General features: G+C 64.9%; 16 protein-coding genes and 1 pseudogene. 8 read left to right on the plus strand and 9 right to left on the minus strand.

From position 1 onward, the window contains the following. Window positions 1-96: 96 nt before the first annotated feature. Window positions 97-435, plus strand: a complete 339-nt coding sequence (locus tag ACFOOQ_RS15835) for an ArsR/SmtB family transcription factor (protein ID WP_379728422.1) — start codon at window positions 97-99, stop codon at window positions 433-435. After that, window positions 432-914, plus strand: coding sequence for an SRPBCC family protein (locus ACFOOQ_RS15840; protein ID WP_379728424.1), 483 nt, complete (start codon window positions 432-434; stop codon window positions 912-914). Before ACFOOQ_RS15835 ends, ACFOOQ_RS15840 begins: the two co-directional genes overlap by 4 nt. Window positions 915-966: 52 nt before the next feature. On the opposite strand, the gene ACFOOQ_RS15845 is transcribed toward ACFOOQ_RS15840, so the two are convergent. The 4 genes from ACFOOQ_RS15845 to ACFOOQ_RS15860 form a co-directional block, all read right to left on the minus strand. After that, window positions 967-1,797 (minus strand): aldo/keto reductase, encoded by an 831-nt coding sequence (locus ACFOOQ_RS15845; RefSeq protein ID WP_379728426.1) that lies wholly within the window; start codon window positions 1,795-1,797, stop codon window positions 967-969. Window positions 1,798-1,940: 143 nt separating this feature from the next. Continuing rightward, the gene (locus ACFOOQ_RS15850) at window positions 1,941-3,662 is read right to left on the minus strand and encodes a cytochrome c biogenesis protein DipZ (protein WP_379728428.1); all 1,722 of its coding nucleotides are present in this window, start codon (window positions 3,660-3,662) and stop codon (window positions 1,941-1,943) included. A gap of 11 nt (window positions 3,663-3,673) precedes the next feature. After that, on the minus strand, window positions 3,674-4,702 hold the full coding sequence (locus ACFOOQ_RS15855; RefSeq protein WP_379728430.1) for an alpha/beta fold hydrolase: 1,029 nt from the start codon (window positions 4,700-4,702) through the stop codon (window positions 3,674-3,676). A 16-nt stretch (window positions 4,703-4,718) separates the two neighbouring features. Further along, complete coding sequence (locus ACFOOQ_RS15860) at window positions 4,719-5,156, minus strand: organic hydroperoxide resistance protein (protein ID WP_379728432.1); 438 nt, start codon at window positions 5,154-5,156, stop codon at window positions 4,719-4,721. A gap of 159 nt (window positions 5,157-5,315) precedes the next feature. On the opposite strand from ACFOOQ_RS15860, the gene ACFOOQ_RS15865 reads away from it, so the two are divergent. Next, window positions 5,316-5,795 carry a MarR family winged helix-turn-helix transcriptional regulator gene (locus ACFOOQ_RS15865; RefSeq protein WP_379728434.1) on the plus strand — a complete coding sequence of 160 codons (480 nt, stop codon included), beginning with the start codon at window positions 5,316-5,318 and terminating at the stop codon, window positions 5,793-5,795. A 7-nt stretch (window positions 5,796-5,802) separates the two neighbouring features. Here the strand turns inward: ACFOOQ_RS15865 and purT are convergent, their stop codons facing one another. After that, complete coding sequence (gene purT, locus ACFOOQ_RS15870) at window positions 5,803-6,999, minus strand: formate-dependent phosphoribosylglycinamide formyltransferase (RefSeq protein WP_379728671.1); 1,197 nt, start codon at window positions 6,997-6,999, stop codon at window positions 5,803-5,805. Between the two features lie 399 nt (window positions 7,000-7,398). Between purT and ACFOOQ_RS15875 the strand changes: the two genes are divergently transcribed. After that, window positions 7,399-8,409 carry a hypothetical protein gene (locus tag ACFOOQ_RS15875; RefSeq protein WP_379728436.1) on the plus strand — a complete coding sequence of 337 codons (1,011 nt, stop codon included), beginning with the start codon at window positions 7,399-7,401 and terminating at the stop codon, window positions 8,407-8,409. 154 nt (window positions 8,410-8,563) lie between these two features. Here ACFOOQ_RS15875 and ACFOOQ_RS15880 read toward each other — a convergent pair whose 3' ends face one another. Next, a complete protein-coding gene (locus ACFOOQ_RS15880) occupies window positions 8,564-10,594 on the minus strand; it encodes a YgiQ family radical SAM protein (RefSeq protein ID WP_379728673.1) in 2,031 nt (676 codons plus the stop codon). Window positions 10,595-10,815: 221 nt separating this feature from the next. Here ACFOOQ_RS15880 and ACFOOQ_RS15885 point away from each other — a divergent pair, with 221 nt between their 5' ends. After that, on the plus strand, window positions 10,816-11,130 hold the full coding sequence (locus ACFOOQ_RS15885; protein ID WP_379728438.1) for a hypothetical protein: 315 nt from the start codon (window positions 10,816-10,818) through the stop codon (window positions 11,128-11,130). Window positions 11,131-11,308: 178 nt separating this feature from the next. Further along, entirely contained in the window at window positions 11,309-12,052 is a 744-nt protein-coding gene (locus tag ACFOOQ_RS15890) for a hypothetical protein (RefSeq protein WP_379728440.1), read from the plus strand. Window positions 12,053-12,116: 64 nt separating this feature from the next. Here ACFOOQ_RS15890 and ACFOOQ_RS15895 read toward each other — a convergent pair. Beyond that, a pseudogene (locus tag ACFOOQ_RS15895) lies at window positions 12,117-12,293 on the minus strand (ABC transporter ATP-binding protein); the annotation flags it as partial. 61 nt (window positions 12,294-12,354) lie between these two features. Continuing rightward, window positions 12,355-13,308 (minus strand): GlxA family transcriptional regulator, encoded by a 954-nt coding sequence (locus tag ACFOOQ_RS15900; protein ID WP_379728442.1) that lies wholly within the window; start codon window positions 13,306-13,308, stop codon window positions 12,355-12,357. A 126-nt stretch (window positions 13,309-13,434) separates the two neighbouring features. On the opposite strand from ACFOOQ_RS15900, the gene ACFOOQ_RS15905 reads away from it, so the two are divergent. Next, window positions 13,435-14,247, plus strand: a complete 813-nt coding sequence (locus ACFOOQ_RS15905; RefSeq protein WP_379728444.1) for an SDR family NAD(P)-dependent oxidoreductase — start codon at window positions 13,435-13,437, stop codon at window positions 14,245-14,247. Between the two features lie 76 nt (window positions 14,248-14,323). Further along, the gene (locus tag ACFOOQ_RS15910) at window positions 14,324-15,127 is read left to right on the plus strand and encodes an alpha/beta fold hydrolase (protein ID WP_379728446.1); all 804 of its coding nucleotides are present in this window, start codon (window positions 14,324-14,326) and stop codon (window positions 15,125-15,127) included. A gap of 84 nt (window positions 15,128-15,211) precedes the next feature. Here the strand turns inward: ACFOOQ_RS15910 and ACFOOQ_RS15915 are convergent, their stop codons facing one another. After that, on the minus strand, window positions 15,212-16,840 hold the full coding sequence (locus tag ACFOOQ_RS15915) for an ABC-F family ATP-binding cassette domain-containing protein (protein ID WP_379728448.1): 1,629 nt from the start codon (window positions 16,838-16,840) through the stop codon (window positions 15,212-15,214). Between the last annotated feature and the right edge of the window lie 363 nt (window positions 16,841-17,203).

Genomic DNA, 17,203 nt, shown 5'->3' on the forward strand with positions numbered 1-17,203 from the left:
AAGACCTGCATCCGAAATACTTAGGTATTGAACTAAGTATTTATCCGGCCTATGGTCCGCCCCGCCCCGATGGGCGGCGCAACCGAGGAGGCCCCCTTGCAAGCAGCAGCAGAAACGGTCGACGGCGTTTTCCGTGCCCTGTCCGACCCGACCCGCCGCCATGTGCTGGAGCGGCTGAGCCGCAGCCCGGCCTCGGTCAGCGAGCTGGCGGCGCCCTTCGACATGGCGCTGCCCTCGTTCGTCGCGCATCTGCGGGTGCTGGAGGGCAGCGGCCTGGTGCGGTCGAAAAAGACCGGCCGGGTGCGCACCTACCAGCTGGTGCCCAGGCGCCTGAAGCTGGCGGAAGACTGGCTGGGCCGGCAGCGCGCCCTGTGGGAGCGCCGCCTGGACCAGCTCGATGATTATCTCTTGGCCTTGAAGGAGACTGAAAAATGACGACCTCGCCTGTCTGGACTGTCGACCCCAAGCGCGACTTGGTGCTGGAGCGCCTTATCGACGTGCCGCCGGCCCTGGTGTGGAAGGTCTGGACCACGCCGGAGCATCTCAAGCACTGGTTCGTGCCCAAGCCCTGGACCATCACCGACTGCGAGGTCGACCTGCGGCCGGGCGGCGTTTTCCGCTCCGTCATGCGGTCGCCCGAGGGCCAGGAGTTTCCCAATATCGGCTGCTATCTCGAGATCGTGCCGCAGCAGCGGCTGGTCTTCACCGATGCGCTGCTGCCCGGTTTCCGCCCCTCGGAAAAGCCGTTCTTCACCGCCATCCTCGAGCTGTCGCCGCACGGCAGCGGCACGCGCTATGTCGCCACGGCCATTCATCGCGACGAAGCCGGCCGCAAGCAGCATGAGGAGATGGGCTTCGAGCATGGCTGGGGCACCGTGGTGACCCAGATGGTCGCCTATATCAAGGCGATGTAAGGCTGGGTGGGCGGCCGCCGCCCGGCGCCTCAGCCGGGCGGTGCCGCCATTCTCAGAACGTCGCCGTCATCGGGTCCGGGCCGATGCGGCCGTCCCTGGCATCCAGCGCGGCGATCTTCGCCATGTCTTCGGCATCGAGGGTGAAGCCGAAGACGTCGAAATTCTCCTTGATGCGGCTGGGTGTTACCGATTTCGGGATCACCACCAGGCCGCTGTCGAGATGCCAGCGGATGATCACCTGGGCCGCTGTCCGCTTGTGTTTTGTCGCGATGGCGCCGATCACCGGATCCTGCAACAGCTTGCCCTGGCCGAGCGGGCTCCAGGATTCGGTGGCGACCTTGCGGGCGGCATCGGCCTCGCGCAGGGCCTTTTGCTGGAAGCGCGGATGCAGCTCGATCTGGTTGAGCACCGGGGCAACACCGGTCTCCGTGACGATGCGGTCGAGATGCTCGGCGGTGAAATTCGACACGCCGATGGAGCGCACCCGCCCCTCTTTCTGCAGGCGGATCAGGCTCCGCCAGGTATCGACATAGAGTCCCTTGCGCGGCGCCGGCCAGTGGATCAGGTACAGGTCGACATAGTCGAGCTGCAGCCGCTGCAGGCTCTGCTCGCAGGCCTTCAGCACGCTGTCGGTGCCCTGCGCGTCGTTCCACAGCTTGGTGGTGACGAAAATCTCCTCGCGTTTCACGCCGGCGGCACGGATGCCCGCGCCGACGCCCTCTTCGTTGTTGTAGATCGCCGCGGTATCGACATGACGATAGCCGGCCTGCAGGGCGGTGCGCACCGCCAGCGCCGCCTCGTCGTTCGAGGCCTGCCAGACGCCGAGCCCGAGCTGCGGGATGGCATGGCCGTCATTGAGGGTGATGGAAGGCTGGGAAGGCATGATTGACTCCACGGATCATACGGAAGGGCCCCTGACAATAGGGCGCGCATGACCGGTGGAACAGGGTCGATGTCCTGGTCACCCCGGGCGGCGGTAAGCCACCTCGCGGTGACCAGGACATTCTTACGCGTCAGGCAACCCGTTTATCCGAAAGTGAAGGCATAGGCGCGCACGCCGGCGCCTTCAAATTCGATCGCGAAAGTGCGGTCGGCGATGTCACCGGATTGTCGCACCAGCTGGTAGAGGCGCGTGTCCTGCAGGCTGCCCCAGCCTTCGGCATCGACATCGGCGCCATGGTCGGCGCCCGGCGCGGCGCCGTCGATAGTGACGCGGAAGCGCATGGCCTGGCCCGGTGCCGGCGGCCCCATCACCAGATGCAAGTCGCGGGCATGGAAGCGATAGACGATCCGGCCGGCCTCACCGTTCAGCGTGGCGAACTCCCCGCCCACCGTCCAGCTGCCACCCAGACCCCAGTGGTTGAGCCGCAGCGTGGCAGGCGCCCGGTAGAACGCCTCCGTGTCTTCCGTCTGGCCGCCCGGCGAGGCGAAGCCGCGGGTCTGGGCATAGCCGACATAGGTTTCGCCCGAGTGCAGATCGCTTTCGTCCGGCGCCACCTGGGCACCGCTCGCCTGCTCTCCGCCAAGCGGCATCGCGACGGGTGCAGCGCGAGCTTCCGACAACAGGGTCTGGATCAGCCGCTCGGAATCGTCGTAGCGCCCCTCGCCCAGCACGCGATGGCGGACCTGGCCATGGGCGTCGATGAAATACAATCCCGGCCAGGCAACATTGCCGAAGGCCCGCCAGATGCCGAAGTCGTTGTCGATCGCCACCGGGTAATGGATACCGAGGTGGCCCAGTGCCTTCTGCACATTGCCGGCATCCTTCTCGAAGGCGAATTCCGGCGTATGCACGCCGATCACCACCAGGCCGCTGTCGCGGTATTTCTCGGCCCAGGCCCGCACATGTGGCAGCACGCGCAGGCAGTTGATGCAGGAATAGGTCCAGAAATTCACCAGCACGACCTTGCCCTGCAGGTCCTGCGGCCGCAGCGGCGCCGTATTGAGCCACTGCTGCGCGCCGAGCAGCGCCGCCTGCGGCCCGGTCAATGGCCGTGGCCGCGGCTCGCCCGGTTCGGCTGCCCGTGCGTCGCCGATCAGGGCAAGCAGGCAGTTTTCGATCTGCGTGGTGCCGGCCGAGGACAGCCGGGTGAACAGGCCGACATCGAGGCCGCTCCAGATCGCCACCACGCCGGCGATGACGGTGGCGCCCGACAGCCGCCGCAGGCCGTCGCTCCAGCGCGCCGTGCGCAGCCTGCCGGCCATGGCCAGCAGACGCCCGCCGAACAGCAGGCCGGCCGCCAGCGCAGTCGCCGCACCGGCGGCATAGGTCAGCAGCAGCAGTGCGGTATCGGCATTGGGGCCGCGCAGGGCGGCGCCGGTGAGGATCAGCCCCAGCACCGGCCCGGCACAGGGCGCCCAGACCAGCCCGGTCGCCAGGCCGAGCAGCAGCGAGGCGCCGGCGGTGGCGCGGCCCTCCGCCTGCTGCGACAACCGGCCGCCGAGCGCTGCCAGCGGCGCCAGCAGCCGGTCGGCCACTGCCGGCACCAGCAGGGTCAGGCCGAACAGCGCCATCACCGCCAGCGCGATGCCGCGGCCATAATGGTTCGCCGCCACCGCCCAGTGGCCGGCGACGGAGGCGAGGCTCGCCACCGCCGCGAAGGCGATGGCGAGACCCAGCAGCATCGGCAGGCCGCCGCGACGGAACGGCAGGCCGACCCGCGCCAGCACGAAAGGCAGCACGGGCAGGATGCAGGGCGTGGCGATGGTCAGCAGCCCCGCCGCATAGGCCAGGATCAACAGGGTCATGGCGAACTCCTTCAGCCGCGGTCGACGTCGAGCACGGCCTGGGCAAAGGCCCGCGGTGCTTCCTGCGGCATGTTGTGGCCGATGCCGCCGGTAATCAGGCGATGCTGGTAGCGGCCGGTGAACTTTTTGGCATAGGCGGCCGGATCGGGATGCGGCGCGCCGTTGGCATCGCCTTCCATGGTGATGGTCGGCACCGTGATGACCGGACTGGCCGCCAGCCGCCGTTCCAGCGCGTCATACTGCCGTTCGCCGTCGGCGAGGCCGAGCCGCCAGCGGTAATTGTGGATGACGATGTCGACGTGGTCCGGATTGTCGAAGGCGGCCGCCGAGCGGTCATAGACGGCGTCGCTGAACTTCCACTGCGGCGAGGCGAGCTGCCAGATCAGCCTGTTGAAGTCGTAGCGGTTCTTCGCATAGCCGTCGCGACCACGCTCGGTGGCGAAATAGAACTGGTACCACCATTGCAGCTCGGCTTTCGGTGGCAGCGGCATGCGGTTGCCCTGCTGGGTGCCGATCAGGTAGCCGCTGACCGAGACCAGCGAGCGGCAGCGCTCCGGCCACAGCGCCGCAATGATATCGGCGGTGCGCGCGCCCCAGTCGTAGCCGGCGATGGCGGCCTGCGCGATGCCCAGGGCATCCATCAGGGCGACGATATCGGCGGCGATGGCCGACTGCTGGCCGTTGCGCACCGTGGTATCCGACCGGAAGCGCGTGGTGCCGTAGCCGGCCAGGTAAGGCACGATCACCCGGTAGCCGGCCGCCGCCAGCAGCGGTGTTACCTCGGTGAAGCTGTGGATGTCGTAGGGCCAGCCATGCAGCAGGATGACGACCGGGCCATCGGCCGGCCCGGCCTCGGCATAGCCGACACTGAGCCGGCCGGCCGCGACCTGCTTGAGCGGGCCGAAGCCGGCGCCGGCGGCCCTGCCCTGCGCCCGCGCCGTGCCGGCCCCGAGGCCGCCGAGCTGGCTGGCGGCCAGGGTCGCGGCGGCGGCGCCGAGCAGATGGCGGCGGGAGATCTGGAGTGTCTTTGCGCTGGTCATCGCGGTCTCTCCCGGCTCAGGCCGCTGCGGCGGGATCGAAGGCCCGCAGTTCGACCGCGATGTTGCCGGTGAGCGCCCGTGAATACGGGCAGAGCCGGTGCGCCGCCGCGACCAGTTGCGTCGCCGTGGCAGGATCGAGACCGGGCAGGCCGACATGCAGCCGGGCCGCCAGGCCGAAATCGCCGGCCGCCGTGTTGCCGAGATCGACCTCGGCATCGACGGCAACGCCGGCCGGCACCGCGACCTTCAGGTCGCCGGCGGCGCGGCGGATCGCGCCGATGAAGCAGGCCGACCAGCCGGCGGCAAGAAGCTGCTCGGGGTTGGTGCCGGCACCGTTGCTGCCCGGCGGCGACAGCCGGACATCGAGGCGGCCGTCGCTGCTGCGCGCGGCGCCGTCGCGGCCGCCGGTGGTGCGGGTCTTGCCGGTATAGAGGACTTTTTCGAGCTGAGTCATGGGGGGCTCCTGGGGCAGTTGGTTTAATTCGGTTCCGATTAGATCGGATACGAGTGATTTATCCGGCCGCGCCCACCGAGTCAAGCTTCCGATTTCATCGGATGCGATCTATATTGGGTGTTCGCGATCACCTTCCCGTGTGCCGACGAGGACGCCCCCATGCCCGCCGCCAAAAAGACCAGCCGCAGCGCCGCTGCCCCCCGGCTTGCCGATTTTCTCTGCTTTACCGTCTATTCGGCCAACCTGGCCTATGGCCGGGCCTACAAGCCGATCCTCGCCAAGCTCGGCCTCACCTACACCCAGTACATCGCCATCGTGGCGCTGTGGGAGGAGGACCATCAGACCGTGCGCGGCCTGGGCGAGAAACTGTTCCTCGAATCGAACACGCTGACCCCGATCCTCAAGAAGCTGGAGGAAATGGGCTACCTGCGCCGGCAGCGTGATCCGCAGGACGAGCGGCAGGTGGTGGTCAGCCTGACCGAAGCCGGCCGCCTGCTGCGCGAGAAGGGCCTGACCATGACGCTGGTGAAGGAATCCGGCCTGCCGCCGGAGGAGTTTGCCAAACTGCAGAAGGCCGTCGCGGCGTTACGCAACAACCTGCTGAAGGCGGCAAAGTCGCAGGACGGGGATAGCGACTGAGCGGGCCTCAGCCCTTGTAGCGGATCGTCACCTTCGCCGCGGCGGCGCGTGCGGCGGCGCGGGCCTGGTCGGCATCGCCGTCCCTGACCAGCGCCAGCGCCACGCCCATGCGACGATACGGCCGCGTGGTCGGCTTGTTGAAGATGCGCAGGTCGATGTCGGTGCCCGGCGCCGGCGACTGCAGCGCCGCGGCCAGGCCCTCGACGGTGAAATCGGTGGCGTCGCGGTCGGCGAGGATCACGGCGGACGCGCTCGCGCCATGCTGGGTGATCGCGGGGATCGGCAGGCCGAGGATGGCGCGCGCATGCAGGTCGAATTCGGTCAGGTTCTGCGAGATCAGGGTCACCATGCCGGTGTCATGCGGCCGCGGCGACAGTTCCGAGAAGATCACATCGTCGCCCCTGACGAAGAACTCGACGCCGAACAGGCCATAGCCGCCGAGATTGTCGACCACGGCTGTTGCCTGGCGCTGTGCCTCGGCGACGGCCGCCGCCGTCATCGGCGTCGGCTGCCAGCTTTCCTGATAATCGCCGCGTTCCTGCCGGTGGCCGATCGGCGGGCAGAAGACGACGCCGTCCCGCGTGCGGATGGTCAGCAAGGTGATCTCGTAGTCAAACGCGATGAAGGCCTCGACGATCACCCGCTTGCGGTCGCCGCGCATGCCGGCCACGGCGTAATCCCAGGCCTTGTCGATATCGGCCGCGGCCTTCACCGTGCTCTGGCCCTTGCCGGATGACGACATCACCGGCTTGACCACGCAGGGCATGCCGACCGAGGCCACGGCGGCGCGCATCTCGTCGAGCGATTCCGCGTAGAGATATGTCGAGGTCGGCAGGCCGAGTTCGGTGGCGGCGACCTCGCGAATGCGGTCGCGGTTCATCGTCATCTGCGTGGCACGCGCCGAGGGCACCACGTTGAAGCCGCGATCCTCGTAATCCTTCAGCACCTCGGTGCGGATCGCCTCGACCTCGGGGACGATGAAATCCGGCTTGTGCTTTTCAATGGCGGCGCCGAGCGCGGCACCGTCCAGCATCGAGAAGACCTCGCATTCATCCGCCACCTGCATGGCCGGCGCGCCGGCATAAGCGTCGCAGGCCACCACATGGGCGCCGAGCCGCTTGGCCGAGATGACGAATTCGCGGCCGAGTTCGCCCGAGCCCAGCAGCAGGATTTTCGCAGTGGCGGTCATGGTCTTCTTCCCCAGCTTCCGGCCCCGGGCCGGTCGGTCAGTCACCCGCCTTCATTGGCCAAAACCGGCAGTTTTTGCAAGCCTGCCCCGGGGGGATATCGGCCCGGTCCGCGCCCGGCCGCCATACCGCTGCAGGATCGGCGCGGTATTTCGGATGGGACAGATGGGGTGCGCCGACGGCGACGCCCGTCGGCCGGATGGGACGCTGCTGCGTCATGCCTTCGGCTGTACACAGCGACGGCCGGCCCCCAGCCAGGTCAATTCGGTGGCCGGTCCGCCGGTGGCCACGGCCAGCCCGCATAATCGGTCCGGCCCGCATAGACCGCCGAGATTGCGTCACTTCAGGACCAGCCTAGGATCACGCCAGATGCCACCTGCCGGCAACATAGAGAAGCCATAGACGGAGGGCCCATCATGTTCCACATATCCCGCTCTGCTATCGTGATCGCAATCCTGGTCGGACTCTGGACCCCCGGACCAGCTCGCGCCGACGCTCTTGGAGACCTGAACGACATATTCAAAACTTCGTACAAAGCGGCCGCCGAGGCAAAGCGCCAGGACCTTCTGAGCACCGCGCCCGTTTTCGTCAACCGTTTTGGCACTATCGAATTTTACAAACCCGGCACCCTGGAACCCAAAAGGTTCAAGATGGCAGAAGGCATCTACAATGATGCAAAAACAGTAGCGCACATCCCCGCCGCACTTTTCACGCATTTCACAGCAGCCGGCCCCGTTGGCTCAGGAAGGGAGATTTCAGGAAATGAAATCGAGTGGCTTGGAACCTATTTAGGAAAGCTCGAGTCCTCCAAAGCAGCGCTGCTAGAAAAGGCCTATCCCGAAATACAGGATATTCCGGAATATGGAGAGGGCAACTACGACTCGCTCGTCAGGATACCTCAGCTCACGATGATCGACGGCACAATCGCTCTCGTCGACCAGCTCCTCACCTCAAGGAAGTTGACTCCGCAATGGCTGAACGATCTCAAGGCGACAACAGAGGACGGCATAAAAGCCAGCCTTACAGCAGCGGCGACTTCGCAGCTCACCCAGTTCCACGCTCAAATGATCAAGTGGAGAAATGAAAATAAAACTCTAGAATGGCACGAGGCCGTCGTGGTGATCATCGGCATCCATCAGGCCCGCAGAAAATACCTGCAGCGGCAGTTTTTCGACAAACTTCTGTACGACGATCCCGAACTCGAAGATCACGTTGTTTTCGCCGAGACCCTCACCCCTTTTGCACCGCCCCAAGGTGGCCGCGCACCCGGCCCCGTACAGGACGCCCAGCTCCTCCTGGCAAAAGTGATGCTGGACAAGGACCTGTCATCCTACCTTTTCGGAAATCGCTATCGCTTGCAATGGGACTTACTCGGCGCACAACCCGCCGGCATCATGTCCTCATGGCCGCAATTCCTGCCGCAGTAAATACGGCCACTGCCGCCTGACGCAACTGCCGTCGACGTCCATTGCATGCGGCGCACCCTCTCCGCCCACCCAATGGTACCGGTCGGCTTCGAGGGAATGCGTAAGTCACGCGGTTAATGCTTCCGACTTTGCTGAAGCCGGCCCTGTGGGCCGCTCACGACTTCCCGGGAAACGGGACGCCCTTGGTGGTGAAGCGCCGCGGACCGCCGGTGCGGCGCCCCGGTCCCTGCCCCGGCCGTTGCGCCGGGCTCCGGGTGCCGCTGCCCTTTGCGGATCCGGGCGGCTGGCCGGCCGGCACCAGCTGGTGCGGCAGGGAGCCGATCAGGTCGGCGCGGCCCATCTTTTTCAGCGCCTCGCGCAGCACCGGCCAGTTCTCGGGGTCGTGGTAGCGCAGGAACGCCTTGTGCAGGCGGCGCTGGGTGAGGCCCTTGATCGTCTCGACCCTGTCGCTGGCGCCATGGCGCACGCCGCGCAGCGGATTGACGCCGGTGTGGTACATGGCGGTCGCGGTCGCCATCGGCGACGGCAGGAAGGTCTGCACCTGGTCGGCGCGGTAGCGGTTCTTCTTGAGCCACAGCGCGAGGTTCATCATGTCCTCGTCGGTGGTGCCCGGATGCGCGGCGATGAAATACGGAATCAGGTAATATTTCTTGCCGGCGCGCTTGGTGGCCGCGTCGAACATCTCCTTGAAGCGGTCATAGGCGCCGATGCCCGGCTTCATCATCTTGTCGAGCGGGCCGCGCTCGGTATGCTCCGGCGCGATCTTCAGATAGCCGCCGACGTGATGGGTCACCAGCTCCTCGATATATTCGGGGCTCTTGACCGCGAGGTCGTAGCGCACACCAGACGCCACCATCACCTTCTTGATGCCTTTGGTCTCGCGGACCTTGCGATAGAGCCGGATCAGGTCGTCATGCGAGGTGTTCAGGTTCGGGCAGATATCGGGGAACACGCAGGACGGCCGCCGGCAGGCCGCTTCGATCTTCGGATCCTTGCAGGCCATGCGGTACATGTTGGCGGTCGGCCCGCCGATATCCGAGATCACCCCGGTGAAGCCCGGCGTGCGGTCGCGGATCTGCTCGATCTCGCGCAGGATCGAGGCTTCCGAGCGGTTCTGGATGATGCGGCCCTCGTGCTCGGTGATCGAGCAGAAGGTGCAGCCGCCGAAGCAGCCGCGCATGATGGTGACCGAGAAGCGGATCATGTCCCAGGCCGGGATCTTCGCATCGCCGTAGGACGGATGCGGCGCCCGGGCATAGGGCAGGTCGTAGACGGAATCCATCTCGTCGGTGGTCAGCGGGATCGGCGGCGGATTGAGCCACAGGTCGCGGTCGCCGTGGCGCTGCACCAGCGGCCGCGCATTGCCGGGATTGCTCTCGCGATGCAGCACGCGCGAAGCCCGCGCATAAGCCTCCTTGTCCTGCTCGGCCTGTTCACAGGCCGGCAGGCGGATGACCACATCGCCGGGCTGGCGCGCGGCGCCTTCGTCGGCGCTATCGAGATCGTCGGCATGCAGTTCGGTGTAATGCTCCGGCACGCGGCGGAACAGCGCGACGCCACGGATGCTGTCGAGATCGGCGGGCGCCTCCCCGGCTGCGAGGCGCCGGGCCACCTCGACCACGGCGCGTTCGGCATTGCCGTAGAGCAGCAGGTCGGCCTTGGCATCGGCCAGGATCGAGCGGCGCACCTTCTCGGACCAGTAGTCGAAATGCGCGATGCGGCGCAGCGAGGCCTCGATGCCGCCGAGGATGACCGGCACGTCCTTGAACGCCTCGCGGCAGCGCTGGGCGTAGACGATGGTGCAGCGGTCCGGCCGCCGGCCGCCCTCGCCGCCCGGCGTATAGGCATCGTCATGGCGCAGCCGGCGGTCCGCCGTGTAGCGGTTGACCATCGAATCCATGTTGCCGCCGGTGACGCCGAAGAACAGGGTCGGTTTACCCAGCGCCCGGAACGGCGCGGCCGACTGCCAGTCGGGCTGCGCGATGATGCCGACCCGGAAGCCCTGGGCCTCGAGCAGCCGGCCGATGATCGCCATGCCGAAGCTCGGGTGGTCGACATAGGCATCGCCGGTCACCAGCACGATGTCGCAGGCATCCCAGCCGAGCGCCTCCATCTCGGCGCGGCTCATCGGCAGGAACGGCGCGGCCTGACGGCCAGCCCCCTGCTGAAAGGTGGCCGGCGGCATCAGGGGGCTCAGGGTGCTGGTCTGGGTCTCCATGGCGCCACGCATAGGCCTCCATGGCAGCAAATTCAACTATTAACGCAGACAGCGGGCCGCTCGCCGCATGGTTTCCCCCTCTCACCCGTCAGTCATCGGCCGATGAATGCTCATGCCTTCATGCCCGATGCCGGACAATCGCGCTTCAATCCAGCCAACGACCAGCAATGGAAGCTGCGCCGAGGGATATGCAGTCGCGCGTGCGCCGGGAGCAGTACACCAGGGCCAAGGAGGACATCTTCGTGCGCACCAGCATTTCCGAAGCGCCGCGACATACCGTCGAAGGCAACGACAAGAAGCATGCGCGACTGAACCTGATCGCGGACCTGCTCTCGGGGATTCCCTACGAGGAGGTCCTGCACGAGGGCCTCACGCTGCCGGGCCGGGTGTTCGATCCGCATTACAAGGTTGCACCCTGCCGGCGGAGTTTCATGTGTCGCAGAAGTATTGATTTTGAGAGAAGTCCGAGGTGCGGTCATTCCGTAAAATGCATAAAAGGGTAAAGGTGATAAATTCCAACTGTTTCTATTCAATGAAATAGCAGTCAATGTCGCCTGGATGGAGACAACTATAGTCGTAAGTCCCACATTGCATGAGTTACTTGCCAGAACGACAATTGGCCCCATCGATCATTCAGCCCTTCAGAATCAAGTGTCAGACGCCCTTGATGGCTTTCACACGATGAAGTCTAGCGAAAATTTATTTATTTCAGACATTCCCAACACGACAGACTGGAAACCACTCAAGAACCATTACATCACAAGTCACGCCACAAGTAGCCTCATTGATTTATTTGATCAGGACGAAGGTGGGCAGCAGGAGCAGATCGGAATCTGGCTTACAGACAATCTTCATCCTCGCGGCGTGTTCCACAGCCCAAAAATCCCCGATGGCAAGAAATTGCGGGAACTCACCGACATTCTTTTTAGTCACGAATATGGTTCAATCCTTATTGAGTCGAAGGCGATTTCCTTAACCACTCGAGCCTCTCTACCCAATAGATCAAAACTTGCACGAGATGTGTCCAGCCACATCGCAAAAGCTGCGAAGCAACTCCGCGGCGGCATACGACAGCTAAAACAGAATACACTTGTGTTTAACGATGCCGGAATTGCCCTCGACATTGAGCGCACAAAACCGATGCACGGCATCATACTAATTCCAGATTTAGATTTAGTTGAGAATCGGGCTCTATACGGAACTCGGTTTATTACAGATTTTATGAGCGCCACCGGGAGCTTTATTCATATACTTGACACTTCGGAACTGCTTCGCATTGTGCAAGCCGCAGAAATGATCGCCGCGCGAGGAAAAACCACCACGCCGATGATGGCATTCGATTATTACTTAGTCGAACGCGCCAGAAAGAGTGCTGAAGCTGAAACTCTTTGTATCGAAGTTCTATTGCGTTTTGCTGATAACTAAGAAAGCCCATCTTCGCTTCAAACTGCAGACTTACGCCACCCATTCAATGACCGCATGACCAAGCCTACCAGCCCGGATGCAGGCCCGGCGCTTCCTGGCCGGTGCGCGCCACATACTCCGTGTAACCACCAGTGAACTGGTGGACGCCGTCGGGCGTCAGTTCCAGCACGCGGTTCGACAGCGCGGCGAGAAAGTGGCAGTCGTGCGAGACGAACAGCATGGCGCCCTCGAAATCCGCCAGCTCCGCGACCGGCATGTCCTTACCGCCATTGTCCTCTTCCTTCTGGTCGCGGGTCCCGAGGCTAGGCCTTGCCATCGCCTTCGAGGAATTGCGCATTGCGGCGTATCACCTGGGGCGGTTGACCGAACGTCCGGATGAATGCGCGCCGCATCCGCTCGCGGTCCGCAAAGCCGGTTTCGGCGGCGACCGTCTCAATCGGATGGCGTGTCTGCTCCATCATGACGCGCGCGGCCTCGATCCTCAGGTGCTCGACCGCCTTGGCGGGGGACTGGCCGGTTTCGGCACGAAACGCGCGACTGAACTGGCGCGGGCTGAGACTGGCCACGCCGGCGAGTTCCTCGACCGACAGTTCGGATCGAAGATTGCGCCGCGCATAGCCAAGCGCCGTCTGGATCCGGTCACTCTTGGCATCGAGTTCGAGCAGCGCCGAATGCTGGGACTGGCCGCCGGCCCGGCGGTGATGCAGCACCAGATGCTGTGCCGCCGTTCGCGCCACGTCCGCGCCGAGGTCATTCTCGACCATGCCCAACGCCAGGTCGAGGCCGGCCGTCATGCCGGCCGATGTCCAGATCGACCCGTCCGCGATGAAGATCCGATCCTCATCGACCTTCACCGCCGGAAAGCGCTCGCGCAGCAGGCGCGCGCTCGCCCAGTGCGTCGTGGCGCGGCGGCCATCGAGCAAGCCGGCCTGCGCAAGGATGAAGGCGCCGTTGCAGATCGCGGCCAGACGGCGCGAATGGCGCGCGATGGTCTGCAGATAGCCGATGGTGCCGGCGCCGGCCGGGACCACTTCGATCCCGCCCGCGACGATCACGGTATCGTGGATGCGCAGGTCGAACGGATGCGTATCGATCATCACGCCGAATGACGTGCGGATCGGGCCGCCGGTCTCCGATACCAGGTGCAGGTCATAGACCGGCTCGTCCGCCAGCAGGTTGACGAATTCGAAGACCGTCAGCGCGGCCATGCTCATCACCTGGAATTGGGGTCCGACCACCAGTGCGACCGACAGCATGGGTGCTTTTCCTTCTGTGTCCTGAAAGGTGGCATATACGACATTTGAGACAAAAGCAAGTGCGCCTAGGTTCAGCGGGCGGCAACACGCCGTTGCATGTTCCTCCCGCAACCAAGGACTTCCACCATGACATCCCAGACCAACAAAGGAACCGCCCTGATCACCGGTGCCTCCTCCGGCATCGGTGCGGTCTATGCCGACCGTCTTGCCGGACAGGGCTATGACCTCATTCTGGTTGCCCGCGACCAGGCCGGCCTGGAGGCCAAGGCGAAGGCGCTGGCCGGCACAGGCCGCGCGGTGCGCACCGTGGCCGCAGACCTTACCAAGGCCGCCGAAATCGCCAGAGTGGCCACGATCCTGCGCGACGACGAAGCCATCACGCTTCTGCTCAACAACGCCGGCATCGGCGCCACCGCGCCCCTGCTCGCTTCGGATATCGATGCGCTGGAGGCGATGATCGCCCTCAACGTCACGGCGCTGACGCGCCTGACCCATGCCGTCGCGCCGGCCTTCGCCCGGCGCGGCCAGGGCACCATCATCAATGTCTCGTCGGTGACCGCGCTGGCTCCCGAGCTCTTCAACGGCGTGTATGCCGCGAGCAAGGCCTACGTCCTCACCATGACCCAGGCCCTGCACCACGAGCTTGCCGAAAAGGGCGTGCGGGTCCAGGCGGTGCTGCCGGGCGTGACCTCGACCACATTCTGGGCCACCGCCGGCCTGCCGGTCGCCAACCTGCCGGCCGGCATCGTCATGACGCCCGATCAACTGGTCGATGCGGCGCTCGCCGGTCTCGCCCAGGGCGAACTGGTGACGATCCCCTCGCTGCCCGATGCCGGCGACTGGGCGGCGCTCGAGACTGCGCGCAAGGCCCTCGCCCCCAACCTTTCGAAATCGGCGCCTGCGGCCCGCTATACGGAGACTGCCACGCGCGCCGCGTGAAACATCCGGACAATCCATCGAAACGACGGATGCCCTTCCGTCCCGCTCTTCCCGTATCCCTAAAGGAAACTTCAACATGAAACCGTTCCATGCCGTTCTCGCCGCTTCGGCTGTCGCCGCTTCCGCCCTTGCCTTCGGCACCAGTGCCGTGGCGGCGGACAAGCCACCGGTCGTTCTGGTTCACGGCGCATTCGAAGACGCGCAAATCTGGGGCCATGTGAGCGCCAGGCTGAAAGCCGACGGATACAAGGTCGTGACCGTCGATCTGCCCGGCCGTCCCGGCGACCCGGCAGCACCGGACAAGGTCAGCCTCGACCTCTATCGCGATACCGTGGTCTCGGCGCTCGGCAAGCTGCAGCGTCCCGCGATCGTGGTCGGGCACAGCTTCGGCGGCATCGTCATCGCCGATGTGGCAGAGACGGTGCCGGCGAAGGTGAAGACGCTGGTGTTCGTCGCCGCTCTCCTGCCGCAGGACGGCGACTCGCTGGTGTCGATGACGGGCAAGGACGCGGATGCGCAGATCGGTCCGCATCTGAAGATCGACAAGGCCAGGGGTCTCGCCTCGGTCGAATATTCGGCCCGCGCGGACCTGTTCGCCAACGGCGCCCCGGAGGCTGTCCGCAAGGCGATCCCGCATGGGATCGTGGATGAACCCCTCGGCCCGCTGGCCACGCCGGTGCATGTCACGGCCGCCAATTTCGGCCGGGTCGACAAGGTCTACATCCACACCGCGTTCGACCATGTCATCAGCCCCTCGTTCCAGGCACAGATGGTCGCCGCCACGCCGGTCCGTGAAGAATTCACGGTGCAGACGGGGCATACCCCGTTCCTGACCGAACCGAAGAAACTGGCCGAAGACATCGAGGCCGCCGCGAAGTGAAATCCCGGAAGGCGCGGCCGGTCGGCCGCGCCTTCCATCTCGCCGCCAGTCCCGTTCAATAGTGTCAGGCGGTTTGGCGCCTACTTACCCGCCCGGATGCAAACCCGGCGCTTCCTGGCCGGTGCGGGCGACATATTCGGTATAGCCGCCGGTGAACTGGTGCACGCCGTCCGGCGTCAGTTCCAGCACGCGGTTCGACAGCGCCGCGAGGAAATGGCGGTCATGCGAGACGAACAGCATGGTGCCCTCGAAATCCGCCAGCGCCGCGACCAGCATCTCTTTCGTCGCCATGTCGAGATGATTGGTCGGCTCGTCGAGCACCAGGAAGTTCGGCGGGTCGAACAGCATCAGGGCCATCACCAGCCGCGCCTTCTCGCCGCCCGACAGCACGCGGCAGGCCTTCTCGATGTCGTCGCCGGAGAAGCCGAAACAGCCGGCCAGCGTGCGCAGCGCCGGTTGTCCGGCCTGCGGAAACGCCTTGTCCAGCGTTGCGAAAATCGTATCGTCGCCGTCCAGCAGGTCCATCGAATGCTGGGCGAAATAGCCCATCTTCACACTGCTGCCCAGCGATACGCTGCCCTGGTCGGGCCTGGCATCGCCGGCCACCAGCTTCAGCAGCGTGGATTTCCCCGCGCCGTTGGCGCCCAGCACGCACCAGCGCTCCCGGCGGCGCACCTGGAAATCCAGCCCGGCATAGATCGGCTGGCTGCCATAGCCCTTGTGCACATCGCGGAACAGCGCCACGTCCTCGCCCGAGCGCGGCGGGCTGCGGAATTCAAACTGCACGGACTGCCGCCGCCGCGGCGGCTCGATCTTCTCGATCTTGTCCAGCTTCTTCACCCGGCTCTGCACCTGGGCGGCATGCGAGGCGCGCGCCTTGAAGCGCTCGATGAACTTGATCTCCTTGGCCAGCATCGCCTGCTGGCGCTCGAACTGCGCCTGGCGATGCTTCTCGTTCAGCGCGCGCTGCTGGTCGTAGAAATCGTAATTCCCCGAATAGGTGGTGAGCGCGCCGCCATCGATCTCGACGATCTTGCCGACGATGCGGTTCATGAACTCGCGGTCATGCGAGGTCATCAGCAGCGCGCCGTCGTAGGTCTTGAGGAAGGCTTCGAGCCAGATCAGGCTTTCGAGGTCGAGATGGTTGCTCGGCTCGTCGAGCAGCATGCCGTCGGGCCGCATCAGGAGAATACGGGCCAGCGCCACGCGCATCTTCCAGCCGCCGGACAAGAGCCCGACATCGCCGTCCATGCGGTCCTGGCTGAAGCTTAAGCCCGCCAATACCTCGCGCGCCCTGGCCTCCAGCGCATAGCCGTCCAGTTCCTGGAAGCGGCCCTGCACCTCGCCATAGCGCTCGATGATGGCTTCCATCTCGTCGGCCCGCTCGGGGTCGACCATGGCGGCCTCGAGCGCGGCCATCTCGGCGGCCAGCGCGCTGACCGGCCCGACGCCGTCCATCACGGCGGCAACCGCGCTCTGGCCCGACATCTCGCCGACATTCTGGTTGAAATAGCCGATGGTCATGCCGGTATCGATCGACACCTGGCCGTCGTCGGGCTTTTCCTCGCCGACGATCATGCGGAACAGCGTCGACTTGCCGGCGCCGTTCGGCCCGACCAGCCCGGCTTTCTCGCCCTTCTGGAGGCCCATCGACGCATCGATGAACAGAATCTGGTGGCCGTGCTGCTTGCTGACGTTATCGAGGCGAATCATGCGGTCCGTACTAACTGAAAGAGTCCGATAACGCCTCTATTCCCACTCGATTGTTTAATTCGATCATAAGCCATTGAAAAGGCTGACGAAATAACACCAAATGACGGGCGAAAGCCGACGCACGGGCCGTCAAAAAGTTACGCTTTTGATTTTAAAGGAAAAATTGCCGAGAAATTTTTTTTGACGTTTCAGCGTCTATCGATATCAGCCGGATGACTCTCACCTCATCGAGTGAGGCTCGGTGCATCAAACTCTCGCTGAAAAAGTACCGTCACCGACGTGTAGCGCGACTCGGACGGCAGCGCTAGCACGCAGCCGTCCGAGATCGGTTCATTCAAGCTCGAGCTCGGTAGTCCCTGCCCC

Origin of the sequence: Ferrovibrio xuzhouensis, assembly GCF_042648965.1 — a bacterium.
Taxonomy (GTDB): domain Bacteria; phylum Pseudomonadota; class Alphaproteobacteria; order Ferrovibrionales; family Ferrovibrionaceae; genus Ferrovibrio; species Ferrovibrio xuzhouensis.